Source organism: Cryobacterium inferilacus (assembly GCF_019599185.1).
Lineage (GTDB): Bacteria > Actinomycetota > Actinomycetes > Actinomycetales > Microbacteriaceae > Cryobacterium > Cryobacterium inferilacus.
The window spans coordinates 227076-244693 of the sequence record NZ_JAIEUL010000003.1; the positions used below are offsets into that span (position 1 = coordinate 227076).

Annotated in this window: 24 protein-coding genes; 11 read left to right on the plus strand and 13 right to left on the minus strand. The window is 69.3% G+C overall.

The window, feature by feature from the left end; genetic code table 11:
• The first annotated feature begins 93 nt into the window (after window positions 1-93).
• From K2F54_RS04450 to K2F54_RS04465, 4 genes are read left to right on the plus strand one after another with little or no spacing between them, the layout of a single operon-like run.
• The gene (locus tag K2F54_RS04450; protein ID WP_220604648.1) at window positions 94-1065 is read left to right on the plus strand and encodes an aldo/keto reductase; all 972 of its coding nucleotides are present in this window, start codon (window positions 94-96) and stop codon (window positions 1063-1065) included.
• Window positions 1059-2078 carry an NAD-dependent epimerase/dehydratase family protein gene (locus K2F54_RS04455; protein WP_220604736.1) on the plus strand — a complete coding sequence of 340 codons (1020 nt, stop codon included), beginning with the start codon at window positions 1059-1061 and terminating at the stop codon, window positions 2076-2078. Before K2F54_RS04450 ends, K2F54_RS04455 begins: the two co-directional genes overlap by 7 nt.
• Window positions 2075-2959: an aldo/keto reductase gene (locus K2F54_RS04460; protein ID WP_220604649.1), complete on the plus strand. Its 885-nt coding sequence runs from the start codon at window positions 2075-2077 to the stop codon at window positions 2957-2959. The genes K2F54_RS04455 and K2F54_RS04460 overlap by 4 nt, the downstream gene beginning before the upstream one ends.
• A complete protein-coding gene (locus K2F54_RS04465; protein ID WP_220604650.1) occupies window positions 2956-3258 on the plus strand; it encodes a putative quinol monooxygenase in 303 nt (100 codons plus the stop codon). Before K2F54_RS04460 ends, K2F54_RS04465 begins: the two co-directional genes overlap by 4 nt.
• A gap of 4 nt (window positions 3259-3262) precedes the next feature.
• Here the strand turns inward: K2F54_RS04465 and K2F54_RS04470 are convergent, their stop codons facing one another.
• From K2F54_RS04470 to dnaK, 6 genes are read right to left on the minus strand one after another with little or no spacing between them, the layout of a single operon-like run.
• On the minus strand, window positions 3263-4213 hold the full coding sequence (locus K2F54_RS04470; protein ID WP_220604651.1) for a LysR family transcriptional regulator: 951 nt from the start codon (window positions 4211-4213) through the stop codon (window positions 3263-3265).
• Window positions 4214-4244: 31 nt separating this feature from the next.
• On the minus strand, window positions 4245-4394 hold the full coding sequence (locus tag K2F54_RS04475; protein ID WP_220604652.1) for a hypothetical protein: 150 nt from the start codon (window positions 4392-4394) through the stop codon (window positions 4245-4247).
• 32 nt (window positions 4395-4426) lie between these two features.
• A complete protein-coding gene (locus K2F54_RS04480) occupies window positions 4427-4840 on the minus strand; it encodes a heat shock protein transcriptional repressor HspR (protein ID WP_220604653.1) in 414 nt (137 codons plus the stop codon).
• 7 nt (window positions 4841-4847) lie between these two features.
• Entirely contained in the window at window positions 4848-5855 is a 1008-nt protein-coding gene (locus tag K2F54_RS04485; RefSeq protein WP_220604654.1) for a DnaJ C-terminal domain-containing protein, read from the minus strand.
• The gene (locus K2F54_RS04490; RefSeq protein ID WP_220604655.1) at window positions 5848-6534 is read right to left on the minus strand and encodes a nucleotide exchange factor GrpE; all 687 of its coding nucleotides are present in this window, start codon (window positions 6532-6534) and stop codon (window positions 5848-5850) included. The genes K2F54_RS04485 and K2F54_RS04490 overlap by 8 nt, the downstream gene beginning before the upstream one ends.
• The gene (gene dnaK / locus K2F54_RS04495) at window positions 6534-8402 is read right to left on the minus strand and encodes a molecular chaperone DnaK (protein WP_220604656.1); all 1869 of its coding nucleotides are present in this window, start codon (window positions 8400-8402) and stop codon (window positions 6534-6536) included. Before dnaK ends, K2F54_RS04490 begins: the two co-directional genes overlap by 1 nt.
• 190 nt (window positions 8403-8592) lie before the next feature.
• On the opposite strand from dnaK, the gene K2F54_RS04500 reads away from it, so the two are divergent.
• The 4 genes from K2F54_RS04500 (at window position 8593) to map (ending at window position 11860) form a co-directional block, all read left to right on the plus strand.
• Window positions 8593-9081 carry a 2'-5' RNA ligase family protein gene (locus tag K2F54_RS04500; protein WP_220604657.1) on the plus strand — a complete coding sequence of 163 codons (489 nt, stop codon included), beginning with the start codon at window positions 8593-8595 and terminating at the stop codon, window positions 9079-9081.
• Window positions 9082-9090: 9 nt separating this feature from the next.
• Window positions 9091-9594: a GNAT family N-acetyltransferase gene (locus K2F54_RS04505; RefSeq protein ID WP_220604658.1), complete on the plus strand. Its 504-nt coding sequence runs from the start codon at window positions 9091-9093 to the stop codon at window positions 9592-9594.
• Window positions 9595-9653: 59 nt separating this feature from the next.
• Entirely contained in the window at window positions 9654-10982 is a 1329-nt protein-coding gene (locus K2F54_RS04510) for an MFS transporter (protein ID WP_220604659.1), read from the plus strand.
• Between the two features lie 104 nt (window positions 10983-11086).
• Window positions 11087-11860 carry a type I methionyl aminopeptidase gene (gene map / locus K2F54_RS04515; RefSeq protein ID WP_220604660.1) on the plus strand — a complete coding sequence of 258 codons (774 nt, stop codon included), beginning with the start codon at window positions 11087-11089 and terminating at the stop codon, window positions 11858-11860.
• Between the two features lie 4 nt (window positions 11861-11864).
• On the opposite strand, the gene K2F54_RS04520 is transcribed toward map, so the two are convergent.
• On the minus strand, window positions 11865-12164 hold the full coding sequence (locus tag K2F54_RS04520) for a hypothetical protein (RefSeq protein ID WP_220604661.1): 300 nt from the start codon (window positions 12162-12164) through the stop codon (window positions 11865-11867).
• Between the two features lie 273 nt (window positions 12165-12437).
• On the minus strand, window positions 12438-12704 hold the full coding sequence (locus K2F54_RS04525) for a hypothetical protein (protein ID WP_220604662.1): 267 nt from the start codon (window positions 12702-12704) through the stop codon (window positions 12438-12440).
• 218 nt (window positions 12705-12922) lie between these two features.
• On the opposite strand from K2F54_RS04525, the gene K2F54_RS04530 reads away from it, so the two are divergent.
• Window positions 12923-13723 (plus strand): isocitrate lyase/PEP mutase family protein, encoded by an 801-nt coding sequence (locus tag K2F54_RS04530; protein ID WP_220604663.1) that lies wholly within the window; start codon window positions 12923-12925, stop codon window positions 13721-13723.
• Between the two features lie 25 nt (window positions 13724-13748).
• On the opposite strand, the gene K2F54_RS04535 is transcribed toward K2F54_RS04530, so the two are convergent.
• From K2F54_RS04535 to K2F54_RS04550, 4 genes are all read right to left on the minus strand, one after another.
• A complete protein-coding gene (locus K2F54_RS04535; protein WP_255576677.1) occupies window positions 13749-13952 on the minus strand; it encodes an ATP-binding cassette domain-containing protein in 204 nt (67 codons plus the stop codon).
• A gap of 100 nt (window positions 13953-14052) precedes the next feature.
• Entirely contained in the window at window positions 14053-14544 is a 492-nt protein-coding gene (locus K2F54_RS04540; protein ID WP_220604664.1) for an FBP domain-containing protein, read from the minus strand.
• A gap of 7 nt (window positions 14545-14551) precedes the next feature.
• The gene (locus tag K2F54_RS04545) at window positions 14552-15151 is read right to left on the minus strand and encodes a TetR/AcrR family transcriptional regulator (RefSeq protein WP_220604665.1); all 600 of its coding nucleotides are present in this window, start codon (window positions 15149-15151) and stop codon (window positions 14552-14554) included.
• A 46-nt stretch (window positions 15152-15197) separates the two neighbouring features.
• A complete protein-coding gene (locus K2F54_RS04550; protein WP_255576678.1) occupies window positions 15198-15623 on the minus strand; it encodes a hypothetical protein in 426 nt (141 codons plus the stop codon).
• Between the two features lie 28 nt (window positions 15624-15651).
• On the opposite strand from K2F54_RS04550, the gene K2F54_RS04555 reads away from it, so the two are divergent.
• The gene (locus K2F54_RS04555; RefSeq protein ID WP_220604667.1) at window positions 15652-15948 is read left to right on the plus strand and encodes an MDR/zinc-dependent alcohol dehydrogenase-like family protein; all 297 of its coding nucleotides are present in this window, start codon (window positions 15652-15654) and stop codon (window positions 15946-15948) included.
• Here the strand turns inward: K2F54_RS04555 and K2F54_RS04560 are convergent.
• Window positions 15945-17063 (minus strand): DNA alkylation repair protein, encoded by a 1119-nt coding sequence (locus tag K2F54_RS04560; RefSeq protein WP_220604668.1) that lies wholly within the window; start codon window positions 17061-17063, stop codon window positions 15945-15947. The genes K2F54_RS04555 and K2F54_RS04560 overlap by 4 nt on opposite strands.
• Before the next feature lie 156 nt (window positions 17064-17219).
• On the opposite strand from K2F54_RS04560, the gene K2F54_RS04565 reads away from it, so the two are divergent.
• Window positions 17220-17600: a DUF2255 family protein gene (locus tag K2F54_RS04565; protein ID WP_220604669.1), complete on the plus strand. Its 381-nt coding sequence runs from the start codon at window positions 17220-17222 to the stop codon at window positions 17598-17600.
• The last annotated feature ends 18 nt before the right edge of the window (window positions 17601-17618 follow it).

Consider the following 17618-nt stretch of genomic DNA (forward strand, 5'->3'; position numbering starts at 1 on the left):
CCCGACCAGACGGCGCGATTGAGAAGCCGGAGTGATGGATAGCATCCATCTCTCCTGTTGGACAGTGCGTGGCCGCAGGAGCAGCCTGAGGTTATGGAATACACACACCTCGGTCGCTCCGGCCTCTCGGTTTCGCGTCTCTGTCTGGGCACCATGAACTTCGGCCCGGAAACTGACGAAGCCACGTCGTTCGACATCATGGACGCCGCGCAGGCCGCCGGTCTCAACTTCTTCGACACCGCCAACGTCTACGGTTCCAAGCAGGGGCGCGGCGCCACCGAGAGCATCCTCGGTCGGTACTTCGCCCAGGGTGGGGACCGTCGCGAGAACACCGTGCTGGCCACCAAGGTCTACGGCACCATGTCCGACCGCCCCAACGACGGCAAGCTGAGCGCGCTGAACATCCGCCGCAGCCTGGATGAGAGCCTGACGCGCCTGCAGACGGACTACATCGACCTGTTCCAGTTCCACCACGTCGACAGGGACACTCCCTGGGACGAGATCTGGCAGGCCATGGAGACCGCCGTCACGCAGGGCAAGATCCTCTACGCCGGCAGCAGCAACTTCGCCGGCTGGCACATCGCCACCGCACAGGCCGAGGCCCGCCGCCGCCACTTCACCGGGCTGGTCAGCGAGCAGTCGCTGTACAACCTGCTCAAGCGCGACATCGAACGCGAGGTCATCCCGGCCGCTCAGGCCAACGGCATGGGCATCCTGCCCTGGTCGCCGCTGGACGGCGGCCTGCTCGGCGGAGTGCTGCGCAAGGAGCGGGACGGCAGCCGCCGCACGTCAGGCGCGAACGCCGAGAAGCTGGAGAAGAACCGGGAGGCCATCGGCGCCTACGAGGACTTCGCCGCCGAGCTCGGCCACGAGCCTGGAGATCTGGGCCTGGCCTGGCTGATGCACCAGGACGCCGTCACCGCGCCGATCATCGGCCCGCGCACCATGGACCAGCTGAACGCCGGCCTGCGGGCCGTGGACGTGAAGCTGGACCAGGCTGCGCTGCAGCGTCTGGATGAGATCTTCCCCGGATACAAGACCGCGCCGGAAGACTACGCCTGGTGACGCCCGCAACCGAATCCGCGCTGAGCGTCCTCTTCATCGGCGGCACCGGCGTGATCAGCGCCGCGGCCGCCGAGTTGGCCGTGTCCCGCGGCCACCGCCTCACCGTGCTCAACCGCGGCCAGTCCACGCTGCGCTCGCTTCCCGACGCGGCGGAGTCGTTAACCGTGGACGTACGGGACCCGGCTATGGTCGCGGCGGCCCTCGGCGAGCGCACCTTCGATGTGGTCGTGGACTTCGTGGCGTTCACCCCCGAGCACGTGCGCGCCGACATCGCCCAGTTCGCCGGTCGCACCGGTCAGTACGTGTTCATCAGCTCAGCCTCGGCCTACCAGAAGCCACCGGCCGCGCTGCCGGTGCGGGAGTCGACCCCGCTGCACAACCCGTTCTGGGAGTACTCCAGGGACAAGATCGCCTGCGAGGACGTGCTGATGGCGGCCTACCGTGACCAGGGCTTCCCGGTCACGATCATCCGCCCCTCGCACACCTACGACCGCACCCAGATCACGCTGCTGAACGGGTGGACCGACATCCATCGGATGCGCACCGGCCAGCCGGTGGTGGTGCACGGCGACGGCACCTCGCTCTGGACGCTCACGCACAGCACCGACCTCGCCAAGGCGCTCGTGGGCCTGTTCGGCCGCTCGCAGGCCATCGGTGACAGCTTCACCATCACCTCGGACGAGTACCTGCCCTGGGACGCGATCTACGCCGAGTACGCCCGCGCCGCCGGAGCGCCCGCACCGCGGATCGTGCACGTGACCAGTGACGCCATGGCCGCGGCGAACCCGGAGTGGAGCGGTGGGCTGCTCGGCGACCGCTCGCACTCGGTGATCTTCGACAACAGCAAGGTGAAGGCGCTCGTACCCGACTTCGTCTGCACCACCCCCGTAGCTCTCGGTTTTCGGCAGGCCATGGCCTGGTACGACGCGCATCCAGACCACCAGGTCGTGGACGCGGAACTGAACGCCACCCTTGACACGCTCATCGAGCAGCACAGATTGGACACCCTATGAAGACCCGACACATCGGCGACCGCACCGTCAGCTCCATCGGCCTGGGCGGTATGCCCATGTCGATCGAGGGCCGGCCGGACGACGCCCGCTCCATCGCCACCATCCACGCCGCCCTCGAGGCCGGCGTCACCCTGTTCGACACCGCGGATGCGTACCACCTGCACGCCGACGAGGTCGGCCACAACGAGTCCCTGATCGCCCAGGCGATCGCCTCGTGGGGCGGCGACACCGCGCAGGTGATCGTGGCCACCAAGGGCGGACACCTGCGGCCCGGCGACGGCACCTGGTACGTCGACGGCCGCCCGGAGTACCTCAAGCAGGCCGCCGAGGCCTCGCTCAAGCGACTGGGCGGCGACGCCATCGACCTGTACCACCACCACCGGCCGGACCCCGCTGTGCCGTACGCCGACTCGATCGGCGCCATCCGCGACCTGCTCGACGCAGGCACCATCCGCCTGGCCGGCATCTCCAATGCCAACCCGGAGCAGATCCGCGAGGCCTACGACATCCTCGGCGGCCGGCTGGCCAGCGTGCAGAACCAGTACTCGCCCGCGTTCCTCAGCAGCCAGCCCGAACTCGACCTCTGCACCGAGCTCGGCGTCGCGTTCCTGTCCTGGAGCCCGCTCGGCGGCATCAAGTCCGCGGCCGACCTGGGCACCAGGTTCGCACCGTTCCAGCAGGTGGCGGATGCCCACGGCGTGAGCCCGCAGGTCGCCGCCCTGGCCTGGCACCTGGCCGCGTCGCCGCAGGTGATCCCCATCCCCGGTGCCAGCCGGCCGGAGAGCATCATCGACTCGGCGCGCGCCGCCGACGTGACCCTGACGGCGGACGAGATCAGCACGCTCTCGGCCGCGGTGACCGACGCCGCGGTGACCGCATGACCGCCGTCGTACACCTCGACCTGCACCTGGACCCGGCCGCACTGGAGACCGTGCCGGCCCTCCTCACCGAGGTGCTCACCGCCACTCGCGCCTGGCCGGGCAACGAGGGGCTCGAGGTCATCGTCGACGACGCCGACCCCGCCCACGTGATCGTCGTCGAGCTGTGGGCCACGGCCGCGGACCACGAGGCCTACGCCGCGTGGCGCACCACGCCGGAGGGCGTCAGCCGGCTCGGTGAGGTTCTCGCCGCCCCGCCGGTGAAGACGATCTTCTCCGAGCGGATTCCGCTGGGCCTTTAGCGTCTCAGGCTGCCGTGCCGATCGTATCGGCCGGCACGGCGGCCACCGGCTCGGCTGCGACGGACGCGGCGGCCCTGGCCACGGCGACGTCCTCGAGCAGCTGCTCGAGAAAGGCGGACGCGGCCGGGCTCGGCTCGTCGGCGACCGCCACGGCCACGGTCCATTCGGGCACGGTGGCCGGCAGCGGTACCGCGACGAGGTCGTCTGGGCGCTTGAGGGCGAAGCTGGTGGGCACGATCGCCACCCCCAGGTTGTAGCCGACCAGTTCGAGCAGCGGATGCACGTCGTTGACCTCCATCGCCGCCCGATACTCGAAGCCCGCGGCGGCGAACGCCCGCCGGGCGAGCATGTGCGCGCCCCAGCCCGCCTGGAACCCGATCAGCGGTTCGGCGCGGAGGGTCTCCAGGTCCACCTCGGCCAGCTGCGCCACGGGGTGGTCTGGGTGGCAGAGCGCCACCATCTTCTGGCTGCTCAGCGGGTGCAGGCGCACCCCTGGCGGGATATCGCCGGTGACGACCACGAGCGCCACATCGGTGGTGCCGCTCGCGACCCCCTCGATCAGTTCCACCGAGCCCACTTGCCGCAGGCGCACCTCCACACCCTCGTTGGCGGTGCGGAAGCGGGCCAGTTCGGCGGGCAGGTCCACGGAGCCCAGGCAGGGTTCGGCGCCCACGGTCAGGCGTCCGCGCATGAGGCCGCGGACCGCGGCGACCGCGTTCTGGGCCGCGGCGGCGGCGGCCAGGGTGCGGAGCGCATCCGTGAGCAGGGCCTGACCGGCGGCGGTGAGCTCGACCCGGCGGGTGCTGCGAATGAAGAGGGAGGTGCCCAGTTCGATCTCGAGCGCCCGGATCGACGCGGACAGGCCCGACTGGGAGATCTGCAGCTGTTCGGCTGCCCGGGTGAAGTGACGCTCGTCGGCGACCGTCACGAAATGCTCAAGCTGGCGCAATTCCATTCAGCAACCCTACAACTCAGTGCGGAAGCGATCAGAAGACGGCACGCTGGTTGAGCCTGTCGCGCTGGTCGAGCCTGTCGCGCTGGTCGAGCCTGTCGCGCTGGTCGAGCCTGTCGCGCTGGTCGAGCCTGTCGAGACCAGGTGACGTGCGCTGCGAGACCGGCTCACGGGGTCTCGACAAGCTCGACCAACGAGATGGGAGCGATCCCGGGATTACTTGTCGAGCGGGCGCCAGATCACGATCTGGTTGGAGCGGCGGGTGCGGGTACCCGCACGCATCGAGATGACGTCCCCGGCAGAGCCGGCCGCGAAGACCCGACGGCCCGGACGGTTGAGCAGTTCGTCGGCCAGGGCCGTCTCGAGCTCGTTCACCCGGCCCTCGAGCACGCGCACGGTGTCTTCCAGCGCGAGAATACGACGGATGCCCTCCAGGCTGACGCCCTCGGCACCCAGGTCCGCGATCTCCCGCAGCCGGGCCACGTCGCGCATGGAATAGCGGCGCGAGCGGCCCGGCGTGCGGCCGGGGCTGACGAGACCCAACCGGTCGTACTGCCGCAGGGTCTGCGGGTGCATGCCCGCCAACTCTGCGGCAGTACTGATCACGAAGACCCGGCTGTTCTCATCCATGCAGGTTCTACCCCTTGGCCCTGGCGAGCAGTTCGTCGCGCGGGTTCTCCTTGGGCAGCGCCTCGTTGAACGCGATCAGTTTCTCCTCGGCGTCCTTGGAGAGGTGCGATGGCACGGCCACCTGCACCACGGCGAGCAGGTCGCCGGTGCCCTTCGGCGTGACGACGCCGCGGCCCTTGACCCGCAGCACCCGTCCGCTCGGCGTGCCGGGCGCCACGCGCAGCTTCACCGGGGGCCCGCCAAGGGTCGGCACCTCGATGGTGGCTCCCAGTGCGGCCTCGGCGAAGGTCACCGGCACGTTCACGCGCAGGTTGAGGCCCTCACGTTCGAACACCGGATGCTTGCGCACGGTGACGGTGAGCACGATGTCGCCGTGCTCGCCGCCGTCCGGGCTGGGTTGCCCCTGCCCGCGCAGCTTGATCTTCTGCCCGTCGGCGACCCCGGCCGGGATCTTGACCTTGATCGGCCGACCATCCTGCGTCTGCAGGGTGATCTGGTCGCCGTGGGTGGCGGTGATGAAGTCGACCGTGGTCGACGCGATCACGTCGCGTCCCCTGGTCGGTCCACCGGCGCCGCGGAAGCCGCCGGTGGAGGTGCCGAACCGGCCACCACCGCCCTGGGCTCCACGACCGAACATGCCGCCGAGGATATCGTCGAAACCGGCCTGGTCGTAGGAGTAGCCCTGTTGTCTGGCTCCTCCGCCACCGAACATGCCGCCGAAGACGTCGTCGAAGCCGCCCTGCTGGCCGCCCTGGCCGGGGGCGGTGAAGCGTGCCCCACCGCCCATGGCCCGCACGGCGTCGTACTCCTTGCGCTGTTCGGGGTCGCCGATCACCGAGTGCGCTTCGCTGATTTCCTTGAACTTGGCTTCCGCCGCCGCGTTACCCGGGTTGGAGTCCGGGTGGTACTTGCGCGCGAGCTTGCGATACGCCTTCTTCAGATCGGCAGCGGAGACATCCTTGGCGACCCCGAGAACCTTGTAGAAGTCCTTGTCGAACCAGTCCTGGCTAGCCATCGCTCGGTACCTGCACGACGACCTTGGCCACCCGCAGCAGCGAGGACCCGAGGTAGTAGCCGGTCTCGACGACATCGCCGACGGTTTCCACGTCGACGTCAGCGCTGGGCTGCTGGAAGATGGCCTCGTGCACGGTGGGGTCGAAGACGTCGCCGACCGCGCCGTACGGCTTGAGGCCGATCCGCTCGGTGCTGGCGCGCAGCTTGGCGGCGATGGTCGCAAAGGCGGTGGCGCCCTCGAGGTCGCCGTGCTTCTCGGCCCGGTGCAGGTCGTCGAGCACCGGCAGCAGTACCTTGATCACCTCGCCGGTGGCGCGTTCCCGCTCCACCTCACGGTTGGCCTCGGTGCGCTTGCGGTAGTTCGCGTACTCGGCGGTGACCCGCTTGAGGTCGGCGAGGTGCTCGCTGCTCGGCTCGGCTGCTTCGAGGTTGGCCGCGTCCAGGATGTCCTGCACGGTCAGCTCGTCCTCCTCGATGCCCTCGGCGGTCGCGGCGTCGGGGCTCTCGCCCTGCTTCACCTCTGAGGCCTCGGTCGCGTCGACCGCTGCGGCCAGTTCCGCGTCAACGTCGAACCCGTTGTCGGGCCCGCCCGCCGCGGGGGCGCCCGATTCGGGCGCTCCCGCAGCAGCGGCTGACTCGTCTTCTGGACGGTTCTCGTCCGGACGGTTGGTGTCTGTCATTACTTCTTCGCTTCGTCCTCGTCGTCGACAACCTCGGCGTCGACAACGTCTTCGTCTGGGTTGCCCGACTCGGCAGTGGGCTCGGCGGTCTCGGACGCGCCGGCCGCGGCATCCGCCTGGCTGGAGGCGTAGATGGCCTCGCCGAGCTTGCCCTGGCTTTCGGTGAGCTTGTCGAACGCGGTCTTCACCGCGTCGTCGTCGTCACCGGCGAGGGCGGACTTGAGGGCGTCGACGTCGGCCTGAACCTCGGTCTTGACCTCTTCTGGCAGCTTCTCGTCGTTCTCCTTGATCAGCTTCTCGATCGAGTAGGCGAGCTGCTCTGCACCGTTGCGGGTCTCGGCGGCTTCGCGGCGGCGCTTGTCCTCTGCCGCGTGCTCTTCACCCTCGCGAACCATGCGCTCGATGTCTTCCTTGCCCAGAGCGGTGCCACCGGTGATGGTCATCGACTGCTCCTTGCCGGTGCCCTTGTCCTTGGCGGACACGTGCACGATGCCGTTGGCGTCGAGGTCGAAGGTGACCTCCACCTGCGGGATACCGCGCGGCGCCGGCGCGATGCCGGTGAGCTCGAAGGTGCCGAGGTTCTTGTTGTCGCGGGTGAACTCGCGCTCGCCCTGGAAGACCTGGATGGCCACGGACGGCTGGTTGTCGTCGGCCGTGGTGAAGGTTTCGCTGCGCTTGGTGGGGATGGCGGTGTTGCGCTCGATGAGGCGCGTCATGATGCCGCCCTTGGTCTCGATGCCGAGGCTCAGCGGGGTGACGTCGATGAGCAGAACGTCCTTGCGCTCACCCTTCAGCACGCCGGCCTGCAGTGCGGCGCCGACGGCGACGACCTCATCGGGGTTGACGCCCTTGTTCGGGTCCTTGCCACCGGTTTCGGCCTTGACGAGCTCGTACACGGCGGGCATACGGGTGGAGCCACCGACGAGAACGACGTGCGCGATGTCCTCGACCTTGACGCCGGCCTCACGGATGACGTCCTGGAACGGCTTCTTGGTGCGGTCGAGCAGGTCTTCGGTCATCTTCTCGAACTGGGCGCGGGTGAGCGTCTCGTCGAGGTTGGCCGGGCCGTTCTCGGTCAGCGACAGGTACGGCAGCTGGATGCTGGCGGACATGCTCGAGGAGAGTTCCTTCTTGGCCTGCTCCGCGGCTTCCTTGAGGCGCTGCTTGGCGATCTTGTCCTTGGAGACGTCGACGCCGGTGGAGTCCTTGAAGCGCTTGATCAGGTGCTCGACGATGCGCTGGTCCCAGTCGTCGCCGCCGAGGCGGTTGTCACCGGCGGTCGAACGCACCTGGATGGTGCTGAAGTCGTCGTCCTTGCCCACCTCGAGGAGGGAGACGTCGAAGGTTCCGCCACCGAGGTCGAAGACCAGGATGAGCTCGTCTTCCTTGCCGCGGTCCAGGCCGTAGGCCAGGGCGGCCGCGGTGGGCTCGTTGATGATGCGCAGCACGTTGAGGCCGGCGATCTCGCCGGCTTCCTTCGTGGCCTGACGCTCGGCGTCGTTGAAGTACGCGGGAACGGTGATGACGGCATCCGTCACCTTGTCGCCCAGGTACTGCTCGGCGTCGCGCTTGAGCTTGGCCAGGATGCGGGCGGAGATCTCCTGCGGGGTGTACTTCTTGTCGTCGATGGCGACGGTCCAGTCGGTACCGACGTGACGCTTGACCGACGAGATGGTGCGGTCGACGTTGGTGACGGCCTGGCGCTTGGCAGTCTCTCCGACGAGGACTTCGCCGTCCTTGGTGAATGCGACGACGGAAGGCGTGGTGCGGAAGCCTTCAGCGTTGGCGATGACGGTGGGTTCTCCACCCTCGAGGACGGCCACCACCGAGTTGGTGGTTCCGAGGTCAATTCCGACTGCACGAGCCATGTGAGAGTATCTCCTTCAAAGTGTGGGTTCAAGGCCCATTTCTGAGACTTGAGTGTTGCTGACTCAAGTGTGGCACCCGTCGAAAATCGAGTCAAGCTGGCTGCCCCAGACTTGAGTCCATCTGGCTCAACTCCCAGGACTTTCACATTTCAGGAGCGGTGTGGGGAGCCTGTTCGCGTAACGTGACGGCATGCCTCGACTCGTGATTGTGCTCCCGGTGACGCCGCTGCGGGTCGGCGATTCCTTCGCGGTGAGCGCGTGGCCGCTGCACGTCACGGTGCTGCCGCCGTTTCTCACGGATGCGCCGAGCAGCGAGATCGCGGCGGCCATGGCCGGCGTCGCTCTGGGCCGGTCGCCCCTCACTGTGGCCGTCGGTGACGACGAGTTGTTCGGGCGCAGGCACGACATCCCCGTCAGCCTGATCCTCCCGAACGAGGTGCTGACGGCGCTGCACCACGCGCTGGTAGACGCCATCCGCCCGTTCGCCGCGGTGCCGGATGAACCGGCCTTCACCGGCGGTGGCTTTCGTGCGCACGTCACGCACAAGCCGCCCGCCCGCCTGCACCAAGGCGCCACCCTCACCCTCAGCCAACTCGCCCTGGTCGACATGCTCCCCCGTGCCCACACGGCCGGGCGCACGGTGTTGGCCGCTCACCGGCTGCACGAGCAGCTCCGGTAATTTGTACCCATGGAGATACGGGAGGCCCAGGAGGGCGACTGGCAACAGATCTGGGGCTTCCTGCAGGAGGTCGTGGCCGCCGGGGAGACCTACTGCTGGCCGCGGGACAGCACCGAGGAGGCCGCCAGGGCCTGGTGGATGGGCAAGCCAGGCGGGCGGGTCTTCGTGGCGGAGGACGACGGCCGGGTGCTCGGCACCGCCGAACTTCACCCCAACCAGCCGGCCGCCGGCGCCCACGTCGCCAACGCGGGCTTCATGGTCGCGACGCATGCGTCTGGGCGCGGCATCGGCCGCGCCCTCGCCGGCCACGTGCTCACGCAGGCCGCCGACGCGGGTTTCCGCGCGATGCAGTTCAACGCCGTCGTCGAGACGAACCACACCGCGGTGCGGCTCTGGCAGTCGCTCGGGTTCAGCATCGTCGGTACGGTGCCGCAGGCGTTCCGTCACCCCGTGCACGGTTTCGTCGGCCTGCACGTGATGCACCGCTCCCTCGAGGGCGTCCGCCCAGACTAGGCGGCGCGCTCGCGCACATCCGTCCCCCGTTGTTCACCGGGCGGTCCTAGTCTTGCCTCATGACCGAGACACTCGACGGTAACGGCGCCGCCTCAGCACCCGCGGCCCCGACCCCCACTCGCGCCGCAGTCTTCGCCTGGAGCCTGTGGGACTGGGGCTCGGCCGCATTCAACGCCGTGGTCACCACCTTCGTTTTCGCCGTCTACCTCACCGGTGATTCCTTCGGCGATGAAGACACCATCGCCGCGCAGCTGGGTTGGGCCCTCGCCATCGCCGGGTTCCTCATCGCCGTGCTCGCCCCGGTCACCGGCGCCCGCTCTGACTCCTCCGGCCGGCGGAAGTTCTGGCTGGGCGTGAACACCTTCATCGTGGTGGCCCTGACCGCCGGCATGTTCTTCGTCTTCCCTTCCCCCGAATACCTGCTGCTCGGCCTGATCCTCCTGGCCGCCGGCAACGTGTTCTTCGAGCTCGCCGGCGTCAGCTACAACGCCATGCTCGCGCAGGTCTCCACGCCGCGCACCATCGGCAAGGTCAGTGGTTTCGGGTGGGGCATGGGCTACATCGGTGGCATCGTGCTGCTGCTCATCGTCTACTTCGGCTTCATCAACCCCGAGGTGGGCCTGTTCGGCGTCACCGGTGAGAACGGCCTCGCGGTGCGGGTCACCATGCTCATCGCGGCGGCCTGGTTCGGCCTGTTCGCGCTGCCCCTCCTCCTGCGGGTGCCGGAGTACCGGGCACCGGATACCGCGCTCCGCCCCAGGGTCGGCTTCCTGCAGTCCTACCTGGATCTGGGCCGGGACGTGGCCGGGCTCTGGCGCACCAGCAGGCAGACCGTGTACTTCCTCGTCGCCAGCGCCATCTTCCGGGACGGCCTGGCCGGGGTGTTCACCTTCGGCGGCGTGCTCGCGGCGTCGGCGTTCGGTTTCTCGGCCGGGGAGGTGATCATTTTCGCGATCGCGGCGAATGTGGTCGCCGGCATTGCCACCATCAGCGTGGGAGCGCTCGATGACAGGCTCGGCGCCAAGCCCGTGATCGTCACCGCCCTGATCGGCCTCATCGTCAGCGGCAGCCTCGTCTTCCTGCTGCACGACGGCGGCCAGATCGTGTTCTGGACCGCCGGCCTGGCGCTCTGCCTGTTCGTCGGCCCGGCGCAATCGGCCAGCCGCACCTTCCTCGCCCGCCTCATCCCGGCCGGCAGGGAGGGCGAGGTGTTCGGCCTCTACGCCACCACCGGCCGGGCCGCCAGTTTCCTGGCCCCCACCGCGTTCGCGCTCATGGTGACGATCTTCGGCGAAACCTACTGGGGCATCCTGGGCATCATGCTGGTGCTGCTGGTCGGGCTGGTGCTGCTGCTGCCGGTGAAGGCCAGGCAGAACAAGCTGGGCTGAGCCGGCCGACGGGGTGGGCTCGCTCGTCGGCCCGGCCCATCCGGCACACTGGGAGTGGCCGCTTCACCTGCGGCTGCCGACGCGAACAGAAGAAAGGTGGCGGAATGATCGAGTTGCGCACCCCGACAGAACTCACCGAGATGCAGGCGGCCGGCACGTTCGTCGCCGAGACGCTGACGGCGCTCAAGGCCCGCGCCGACGTGGGGGTGAACCTCATGGAGTTGGATGCATACGCCCACGAGCTCATCCGGCAGCGCGGCGCCGAGTCGTGCTACCTCGACTACGCGCCGTCCTTCGGCAGCGGACCGTTCGGCTTTGTGCTCTGCACCTCGGTCAACGACGCCGTGCTGCACGGCAAACCGCACGACTACACGCTGGCAGACGGCGACCTGCTCACCCTCGACTTCGCCAGCTCCGTGGACGGCTGGGTGGCCGATTCGGCGATCAGCCTGGTGGTGGGCACCGCAAGCGCCGAGGACCTCGCCCTGATCCGGCTCACCGAAGACGCCCTGGCGGCGGGCATCGCGGCGGCCGTGGTCGGCAACAAGATCGGCGACATCTCCCACGCCATCGGCAGCCTGGCCGAGGCGGCCGGCCTGCGGGTCAACCTGGACTTCGGCGGCCACGGCGTTGGTCGCACCATGCACGGCGACCCGCACGTTCCCAACGCCGGCCGTCCGCACCGCGGCTACCCGCTGCGGCCCGGCTTGGTCATCGCGATCGAACCGTGGTTCCTCAGCGGCACCGACAAGCTCAAGACCGACAAGGATGGTTGGACCCTGCGCAGCGCCGACGGCAGCAGGGGCGCCCACTCCGAGCACACCATCGCCATCACCGAGACCGAGCCAATCGTGCTCACCCGGCGGGCGGCCGAGTAGTCCGTCACCCCTCCGCGTGCGGTAGCCGGTCGGTGATGGCCAGCGCCCACTCCACCGCCGGCCCGCCGCCACCGAGCAGGTTGAACGTGGCGCCGTCGGTGGGCAGGGTGACGTCCAGACCCTGGGATGCGCCGTCACAGGGACCGGTCACGGCGCTCCCTGTGGTGTCAACGGTGAGCGTCACCGTGGAGTCGGCGTCGCCGCGGCAGGCGAGGTAGACCGAGTAGTCGCCCGCCGGAAGGGTCGACGTCACCATCGTGAAGGCTCCGGGCGACCCGGCGTCCATGCGGCCGTTCTGCGCCATGACGAACCCGTCCGCCCCGCCCGTCGGCACCGCTTCCGCCGCCCACGCGGCGGTCTCGGCCGGGTCCCCACCCGAGGTGGGTGCGGTCGTTGCCGTGGCGGTGGGCGTGGGCGTGATCGTGGGCGTCGGCGCGGCGCTGCGGGCGGCATCCGTTTCGACCGGTGTGCACGCGGTCAGCGCCAGAACGAGGGCGGCTCGGTCGCCGGTAAATACACCCGAATTGCATACTATTTCGCGCTCGGGGCGATGCCGGCGTCAGGCCGGTCCTGCCGGTCAGTACTCGATGTCGTCGGCCGCGAGCCAGGGGGTCATCGACGCAGGCTGCAGCAACGCGTCGGGATCCACCTCGTAGGTTTCGAGCACGATACTCATGCCCGGAGACACCAGAACCCGCACCCCGACCGCGCCGGCCACGGGAATGTCGACCATGCCACCACCGGAGCGTACGGCGGCGACGAGGCGTTCGGAGAACTCCGCCAGATCTGTGGTCATGCGCAACCGGAACTGGCGGTCACCGATGCTGAGCGTGACTGCCTGCACTGCGCCTCCCTCAACCGATACCTCAGGTTAGGGCCAAAGCCACCGACTGTATACCGAACCTAAACAGCCTGGCACCGCCCTCGCCGGCCCGATACGGCCACGGTCCCGGAATTCGGAACCAGCCGTGAACCTGAACACTCTCTGGCACTCCGCTGAATATCACGTCATTGTCCGAAACCCACCAGCTCCAACCCGAGCGGGACCGGCAGACTGAAGCCATGACCAACACACTGATCCAGAAGGCCGAACTCCTCAACGTGCTGCACGTTCCCGGCACCCCGCTCATCGTGACGAACGTGTGGGACGCCATCACCGCGAAGATCGTCGCCGACGCCCCCGGCGTGAAGGCCCTGGCCAGCGCCTCGCACTCGGTCTCCAACGTGCGCGGCCTGCAAGACGGTGAGGGCCTCACCGTCGACGAAGCCATCATCGCCGCCCGCATCATCACCGGCGCCACCGACCTGCCCGTCTCCATCGACTTCGAAAAGGGCTACGCGACGGATGCCGCGGGCGTGGCCGAGAACGTGCGTCGCCTGATCGAGGAGGCCGGAGCTGCCGGCATCAACATCGAGGACTCGATCGGTGCCGCCAAGGCACCGCAGTTCGACATCCCCACCGCCGCCGCCCGCGTGGCCGCGGCACGCGCAGGCGCCGAGGCCGCCGGGGTCCCACTGGTGATCAACGCCCGCGTCGACACCCTCGCCGGTGGCGGCGACTGGGCCGAGGCCGTGCAGCGCGCGAACGCCTACCTCGACGCCGGCGCCGACGTGATCTTCTTCCTCGGCCTCTCCGATGAGGACAAGGTGAAGCGCGCCCTCGACGAGGTCAACGGCCGCATCTCCGTGATCGGTGCGCCCGGTCTGGTGCCGCTGAAGCGCCTGGCCGAGCTCGGCATCTCCCGGGTCAGCTTCGGCCCCGGCACCCTGGGCCTGGCCCTCGCGTCCCTGCAGCGTGCGGCCACCAGCCTCACCGCGCTGGGCGACTACCCCGACGACCTCGGCTTCAAGTTCGAGCTCTAACCCGGCGAGGCGGGGCGGGCATCCGTCAGAGCGGGGCGGGGTCGAACACGACGTGAGCGCGGCCCGTCACGGCGTCTTCGGCGCCCCTGGCCCGCACCCCGTAGACGTCGGCGATGAGCGCCGGGGTGAGGATGTCGCGCGGCCGGCCGCCGGCGACGGCCCGGCCGGCGCGCAGCACCAGCACACTGTCGCAGAACATGGCCGCGAGATTGAGGTCGCGCAGGGCCACGAGAGATGGGAACTCCTGAGGTGGCGGGCGAACAAAGCGGCCCTCAATTCGGGCTGTTAGTAAGCCTTACCTAAATTGAGTCGCCGTCCGGCCGGGCGGTCTAACGCGAGGCGAGTACCTCCGCGACGAAACCCGCGGACCGCTCGCGCAGCATCCGCATCCGCTCCTCGCGGGCCGCGTCGACGTCGAAGCCGATGTAGGCCATCGTTGGGAGCTTCCGCACATTGGCCGAACACTGGAATTCGGCGCAGACCCAGATGGCGATGGTGTCGCCGTTGCGGCCGGCCGCCCCGGCCCGCTGAGCGCTGTAGAGCACCACCTCGTTGGGCAGCTTCACGTCGCGGCACCAGGAACACTGCGCGCGATGGCTCGGCGACGCATCCGCTTGCCGCAGCACGATACCGACGGGTTCGCCGTCGACGGGCACCACAACGTAGGAGCGCCGCTTGATTTTCGGGTCGACCCAGCCCAGGTAGTCCAGCGCGCTCCACTCGATCGTGTCGAAGCCGACGGGCAGCGTGATGTCGGCGACGACCTTGCGGGATGCGTTGGCGAAGACGGTCTTGAGGGTGGCAGTGTCGAGCGGAAGCATACGGGTCTCAATCAGTGGGTCGGTCGTCAGGTGGCGCGGCGGCCGTGGGCCAGTTGCGCAGAGAGGTGTCGATGGCGTCGAGCACGCGGGTCCAGCTGTCGGCGGCGGGCGGGTCGGAGTGGTCGAATCCCCCGCCGGATTCGAGCGCGACGAAGCCGTTGATGGCGCTGCCGAGCAGTCGCACGGCGTGCACTTCGTCGTCGGGGGTGAGGCCGTAGCCGCTCACAATGGCCTGGGCCGACCGGGCGATGACCCGACCCGCCGTGCGCTCGGCGGCCTCCGGCGTGAGCCGGCGCTGCGCGGCCTGCCAGCGGCCGGGGTGGGCAATGGCGTAGTCGCGCTGGGTCTGCGCGAAGGCGAACAGGGCGTCTCGACCGGACTTGCCGGGCAGGTCGGCGGCCAGGTTGTCGGCCAGTTCCTGGAGGGCGAGCGCCGTGGTCTGCTCGAGCAGGTCGTCGAGGCCATCGATGTGCGAGTAGATGCTCGCCGGGCGAACGTCGAAGTGGCGGGCGAGGGCCGAGACCGTCACGGCGCCCAGGCCGGCCTCGTCAGCGAGCTCGGCAGCGGCGCGCACCAGTTTGGCCTCGGTCAGTCCGGGTCGTTTCACGGGCGTCCAATGAGTCGTAGGTAATTACCTACAGCCTATAGGCAAATTATGCGGTGAGGGTGCGCAGCCGAGCCAGGGTGGCGCGCAGCACCTCGGGCAATGGGCGCACATCGCCGGCGTCGGGGTCCGCGTCGAGCCACTCGGTGAGGGCGGTCTCGAAGACGAGCACTCCGAACGGCGCCACGAGAGCGGCGGCCGCCGGGTCAACCTCCTCGGTCACGAGGGCGCTCTCGATGGCGGCGGCGAGCCGTGAGGATTTCAGCAACTCCCGCTCGCGCAGGCCCTCGTCCGACCGGATGATGGATCGGCGCACGATCATGCCGCGACGCCAACCGTCGAAGTTCTCGGCCGTCACGGTTTCGAGCCCGAACATCACCAGCCCCAGTGGCGTGAGTCCGGTCGGAGCGGAGGCCAGCACCGTGGCGACGACGATGGGGAATTCCCGGTCCCGCAGGAACAAGACCTCACGCATATCGGCGAAGTGCCGAAAGAAGGTGCGCGTGGTCAGGCCCGCCCGCTGGGCGATCTGCGGCACGGTGGGCGGCAACGTGGCGCTGCAGGCGCGCTGCCTCGTGCACGGCATCCGCGCCAAGTTCGTCTGGGGCAGTTCGCTGATGACCAACGAGGTCGGCCCGATGCTCTGGTCCGACTTCTTACCGGCCGCCCTCGCGGACGGCCGCTATCAGGCGGCACCGACGGCGGAGGTCGTGGGTGTGGGGCTCGAGCAGGTGCAGCCGGCGCTGGACACCCTGCGCCGCGGCGTCTCCGCCCGCAAGCTCGTGGTGAGCCTGACCTAGCCGAGCGGCCCGGCAGCCGGCAGCAGCGTGAACTCAGCCCGGCCAGAAGCCACCCCGTTCACCTGCACCTCGAGGGCGTGCTCGCCGGGGTGGTAGCGCCGGGTGGTGATGGCCCGGAATGAGTGCGTCCGGGCCAGCCGCACGGTTTCGCCGGGCGCCAGGGTCACGGTGCTGAGCTTGAAGGTCTTGCCGGTGAGACTGCCGTTGGCCTTCTGGTGGTGCATCACGTAGTCAACGGCGAGGCGGGCCGGGTCGGCGCCGGCGTTGCGGATGCCGACGGTGAAGCCGATCGCACCGCCGAACTCCACGGTCTGGGCGTCGAGCACAGGGCCGGTCACCTGCACCTCCGCCGGGTGAAAACCCAGCTGCGCGAGGGCCTGCGGGTGGCCCTTCTTGACCAGGGTGCGCAGGGCGTGCTTGACCAGCTGGGCCGTGTTCTCGTCGGGTGCGGCCAGCCAGGTGGCGGTGGTCGCGACCACGAGCTCCGGCTGCTGCCGGCTGAGGTCGTTGAGGTGGTTGGCCACCGAGCGGCGCACCACCTCGTCCTCGTCGCGGTACAGCGCGTGCAGCACCGGCAAAGTCAGGGTGGGGTCGGCGAGGATCGCGGGCACCCGCACGGCCCAAGGCAGGAACGGCCGGGTGCCCTCGGTGGCCAGCCGCCGCACGGCCGGGTCGGTCGAGCCGGTCCAGCCGAGCACGATCGGCATGGCCCGGTCGATGTCATGGTTGAGCAGCGGACGGATGGCGAACTCGGCGGTGAGCCGCGGGGTGAGTGCGGCGAGCATCCGCATACCGTCGTCGAATGCGGCCTCGGTGCCGGCCTCGATGGCCTTGGCGGCGATCGCGGTGGTGACCGGCCAGATCAGCCAGCCGGTGAACGGCAGGGCGCCGGAGGCGGCGGCGCGGATGGTGGCGGCGAACGAGTCGTAGTCGCCGGGCAGATCGGCCAGCAGGGCATCGCGCAGCAGGTCGCTGCGCTCCCGCAGCGACAGCGGGCCGAGGGCATCCGCGGCGGCGGGCAGCGCGGCGAGCCCCGCTTGCGGCGCGGCGGCTTGAATCGCCGCGGCGAGCGCGCGCGCCGTGGGCACTCCGATGAGTTCGTCGGCGAATGGCATGAGACTCCTGGCGGTGGGCAGTGCGGTTGGAAGTGCGGCGGGCAGTGCGGTGAGGATTCCAGCGTGGCACACCGGCCGACCGGTACTCACAGTGCCTGTTGCAGGTGCGGCCCGCTGGGTAGCGTCAACGCTAGGCAGACACGAATGGAGCCCCGGATGAGCGACTGGACCGCAGACGAACTCACTCGCATCGGCGCGGCCGAGGAGCTGAAGGTTGCGTCCACCCGCGCCGACGGCACCCTGCGCCCCTACGTCACCATCTGGGTGGTGCGCGTCGGCGACGAGATCTACATCCGCTCGGCCTATGGCGCGACCAACCCGTGGTTCGTGCGGGCCAAGACCAGCGGCACCGGTCGCATCCGTGCCGGCGGAGTGGAGAAAGACGTCACCTTCACCGCGGCGGCGACGGATGCGCACACCGCCATCGACGCGGCCTACCACGCCAAGTACGACCGTTACGGCCCCGCCATCGTGGGGACCGTGACCGGGGCGGATGCCGCGGCGACGACGTTCCGGCTCAGCCCGCGCGACAGCTGACCCGCCGTCGCTCGGTCG

Excerpts from the sequence above, each read along its gene's own strand:
- K2F54_RS04565 (WP_220604669.1), top strand. The coding sequence starts at position 17,220 with ATGAGCGACTGGACCGCAGACGAACTCACTCGCATCGGCGCGGCCGAG.
- K2F54_RS04450 (WP_220604648.1), top strand. The coding sequence starts at position 94 with ATGGAATACACACACCTCGGTCGCTCCGGCCTCTCGGTTTCGCGTCTC.
- K2F54_RS04520 (WP_220604661.1), bottom strand. The coding sequence starts at position 12,164 with ATGGCGCAGAACGGCCGCATGGACGCCGGGTCGCCCGGAGCCTTCACG.
- K2F54_RS04480 (WP_220604653.1), bottom strand. The coding sequence starts at position 4,840 with ATGGATGAGAACAGCCGGGTCTTCGTGATCAGTACTGCCGCAGAGTTG.
- K2F54_RS04470 (WP_220604651.1), bottom strand. The coding sequence starts at position 4,213 with ATGGAATTGCGCCAGCTTGAGCATTTCGTGACGGTCGCCGACGAGCGT.
- K2F54_RS04490 (WP_220604655.1), bottom strand. The coding sequence starts at position 6,534 with ATGACAGACACCAACCGTCCGGACGAGAACCGTCCAGAAGACGAGTCA.
- K2F54_RS04465 (WP_220604650.1), top strand. The coding sequence starts at position 2,956 with ATGACCGCCGTCGTACACCTCGACCTGCACCTGGACCCGGCCGCACTG.
- K2F54_RS04540 (WP_220604664.1), bottom strand. The coding sequence starts at position 14,544 with ATGCTTCCGCTCGACACTGCCACCCTCAAGACCGTCTTCGCCAACGCA.
- K2F54_RS04560 (WP_220604668.1), bottom strand. The coding sequence starts at position 17,063 with ATGCCATTCGCCGACGAACTCATCGGAGTGCCCACGGCGCGCGCGCTC.
- K2F54_RS04485 (WP_220604654.1), bottom strand. The coding sequence starts at position 5,855 with ATGGCTAGCCAGGACTGGTTCGACAAGGACTTCTACAAGGTTCTCGGG.
- K2F54_RS04510 (WP_220604659.1), top strand. The coding sequence starts at position 9,654 with ATGACCGAGACACTCGACGGTAACGGCGCCGCCTCAGCACCCGCGGCC.
- dnaK (WP_220604656.1), bottom strand. The coding sequence starts at position 8,402 with ATGGCTCGTGCAGTCGGAATTGACCTCGGAACCACCAACTCGGTGGTG.
- K2F54_RS04505 (WP_220604658.1), top strand. The coding sequence starts at position 9,091 with ATGGAGATACGGGAGGCCCAGGAGGGCGACTGGCAACAGATCTGGGGC.
- K2F54_RS04530 (WP_220604663.1), top strand. The coding sequence starts at position 12,923 with ATGACCAACACACTGATCCAGAAGGCCGAACTCCTCAACGTGCTGCAC.
- K2F54_RS04550 (WP_255576678.1), bottom strand. The coding sequence starts at position 15,623 with ATGCGTGAGGTCTTGTTCCTGCGGGACCGGGAATTCCCCATCGTCGTC.
- K2F54_RS04500 (WP_220604657.1), top strand. The coding sequence starts at position 8,593 with ATGCCTCGACTCGTGATTGTGCTCCCGGTGACGCCGCTGCGGGTCGGC.
- map (WP_220604660.1), top strand. The coding sequence starts at position 11,087 with ATGATCGAGTTGCGCACCCCGACAGAACTCACCGAGATGCAGGCGGCC.
- K2F54_RS04460 (WP_220604649.1), top strand. The coding sequence starts at position 2,075 with ATGAAGACCCGACACATCGGCGACCGCACCGTCAGCTCCATCGGCCTG.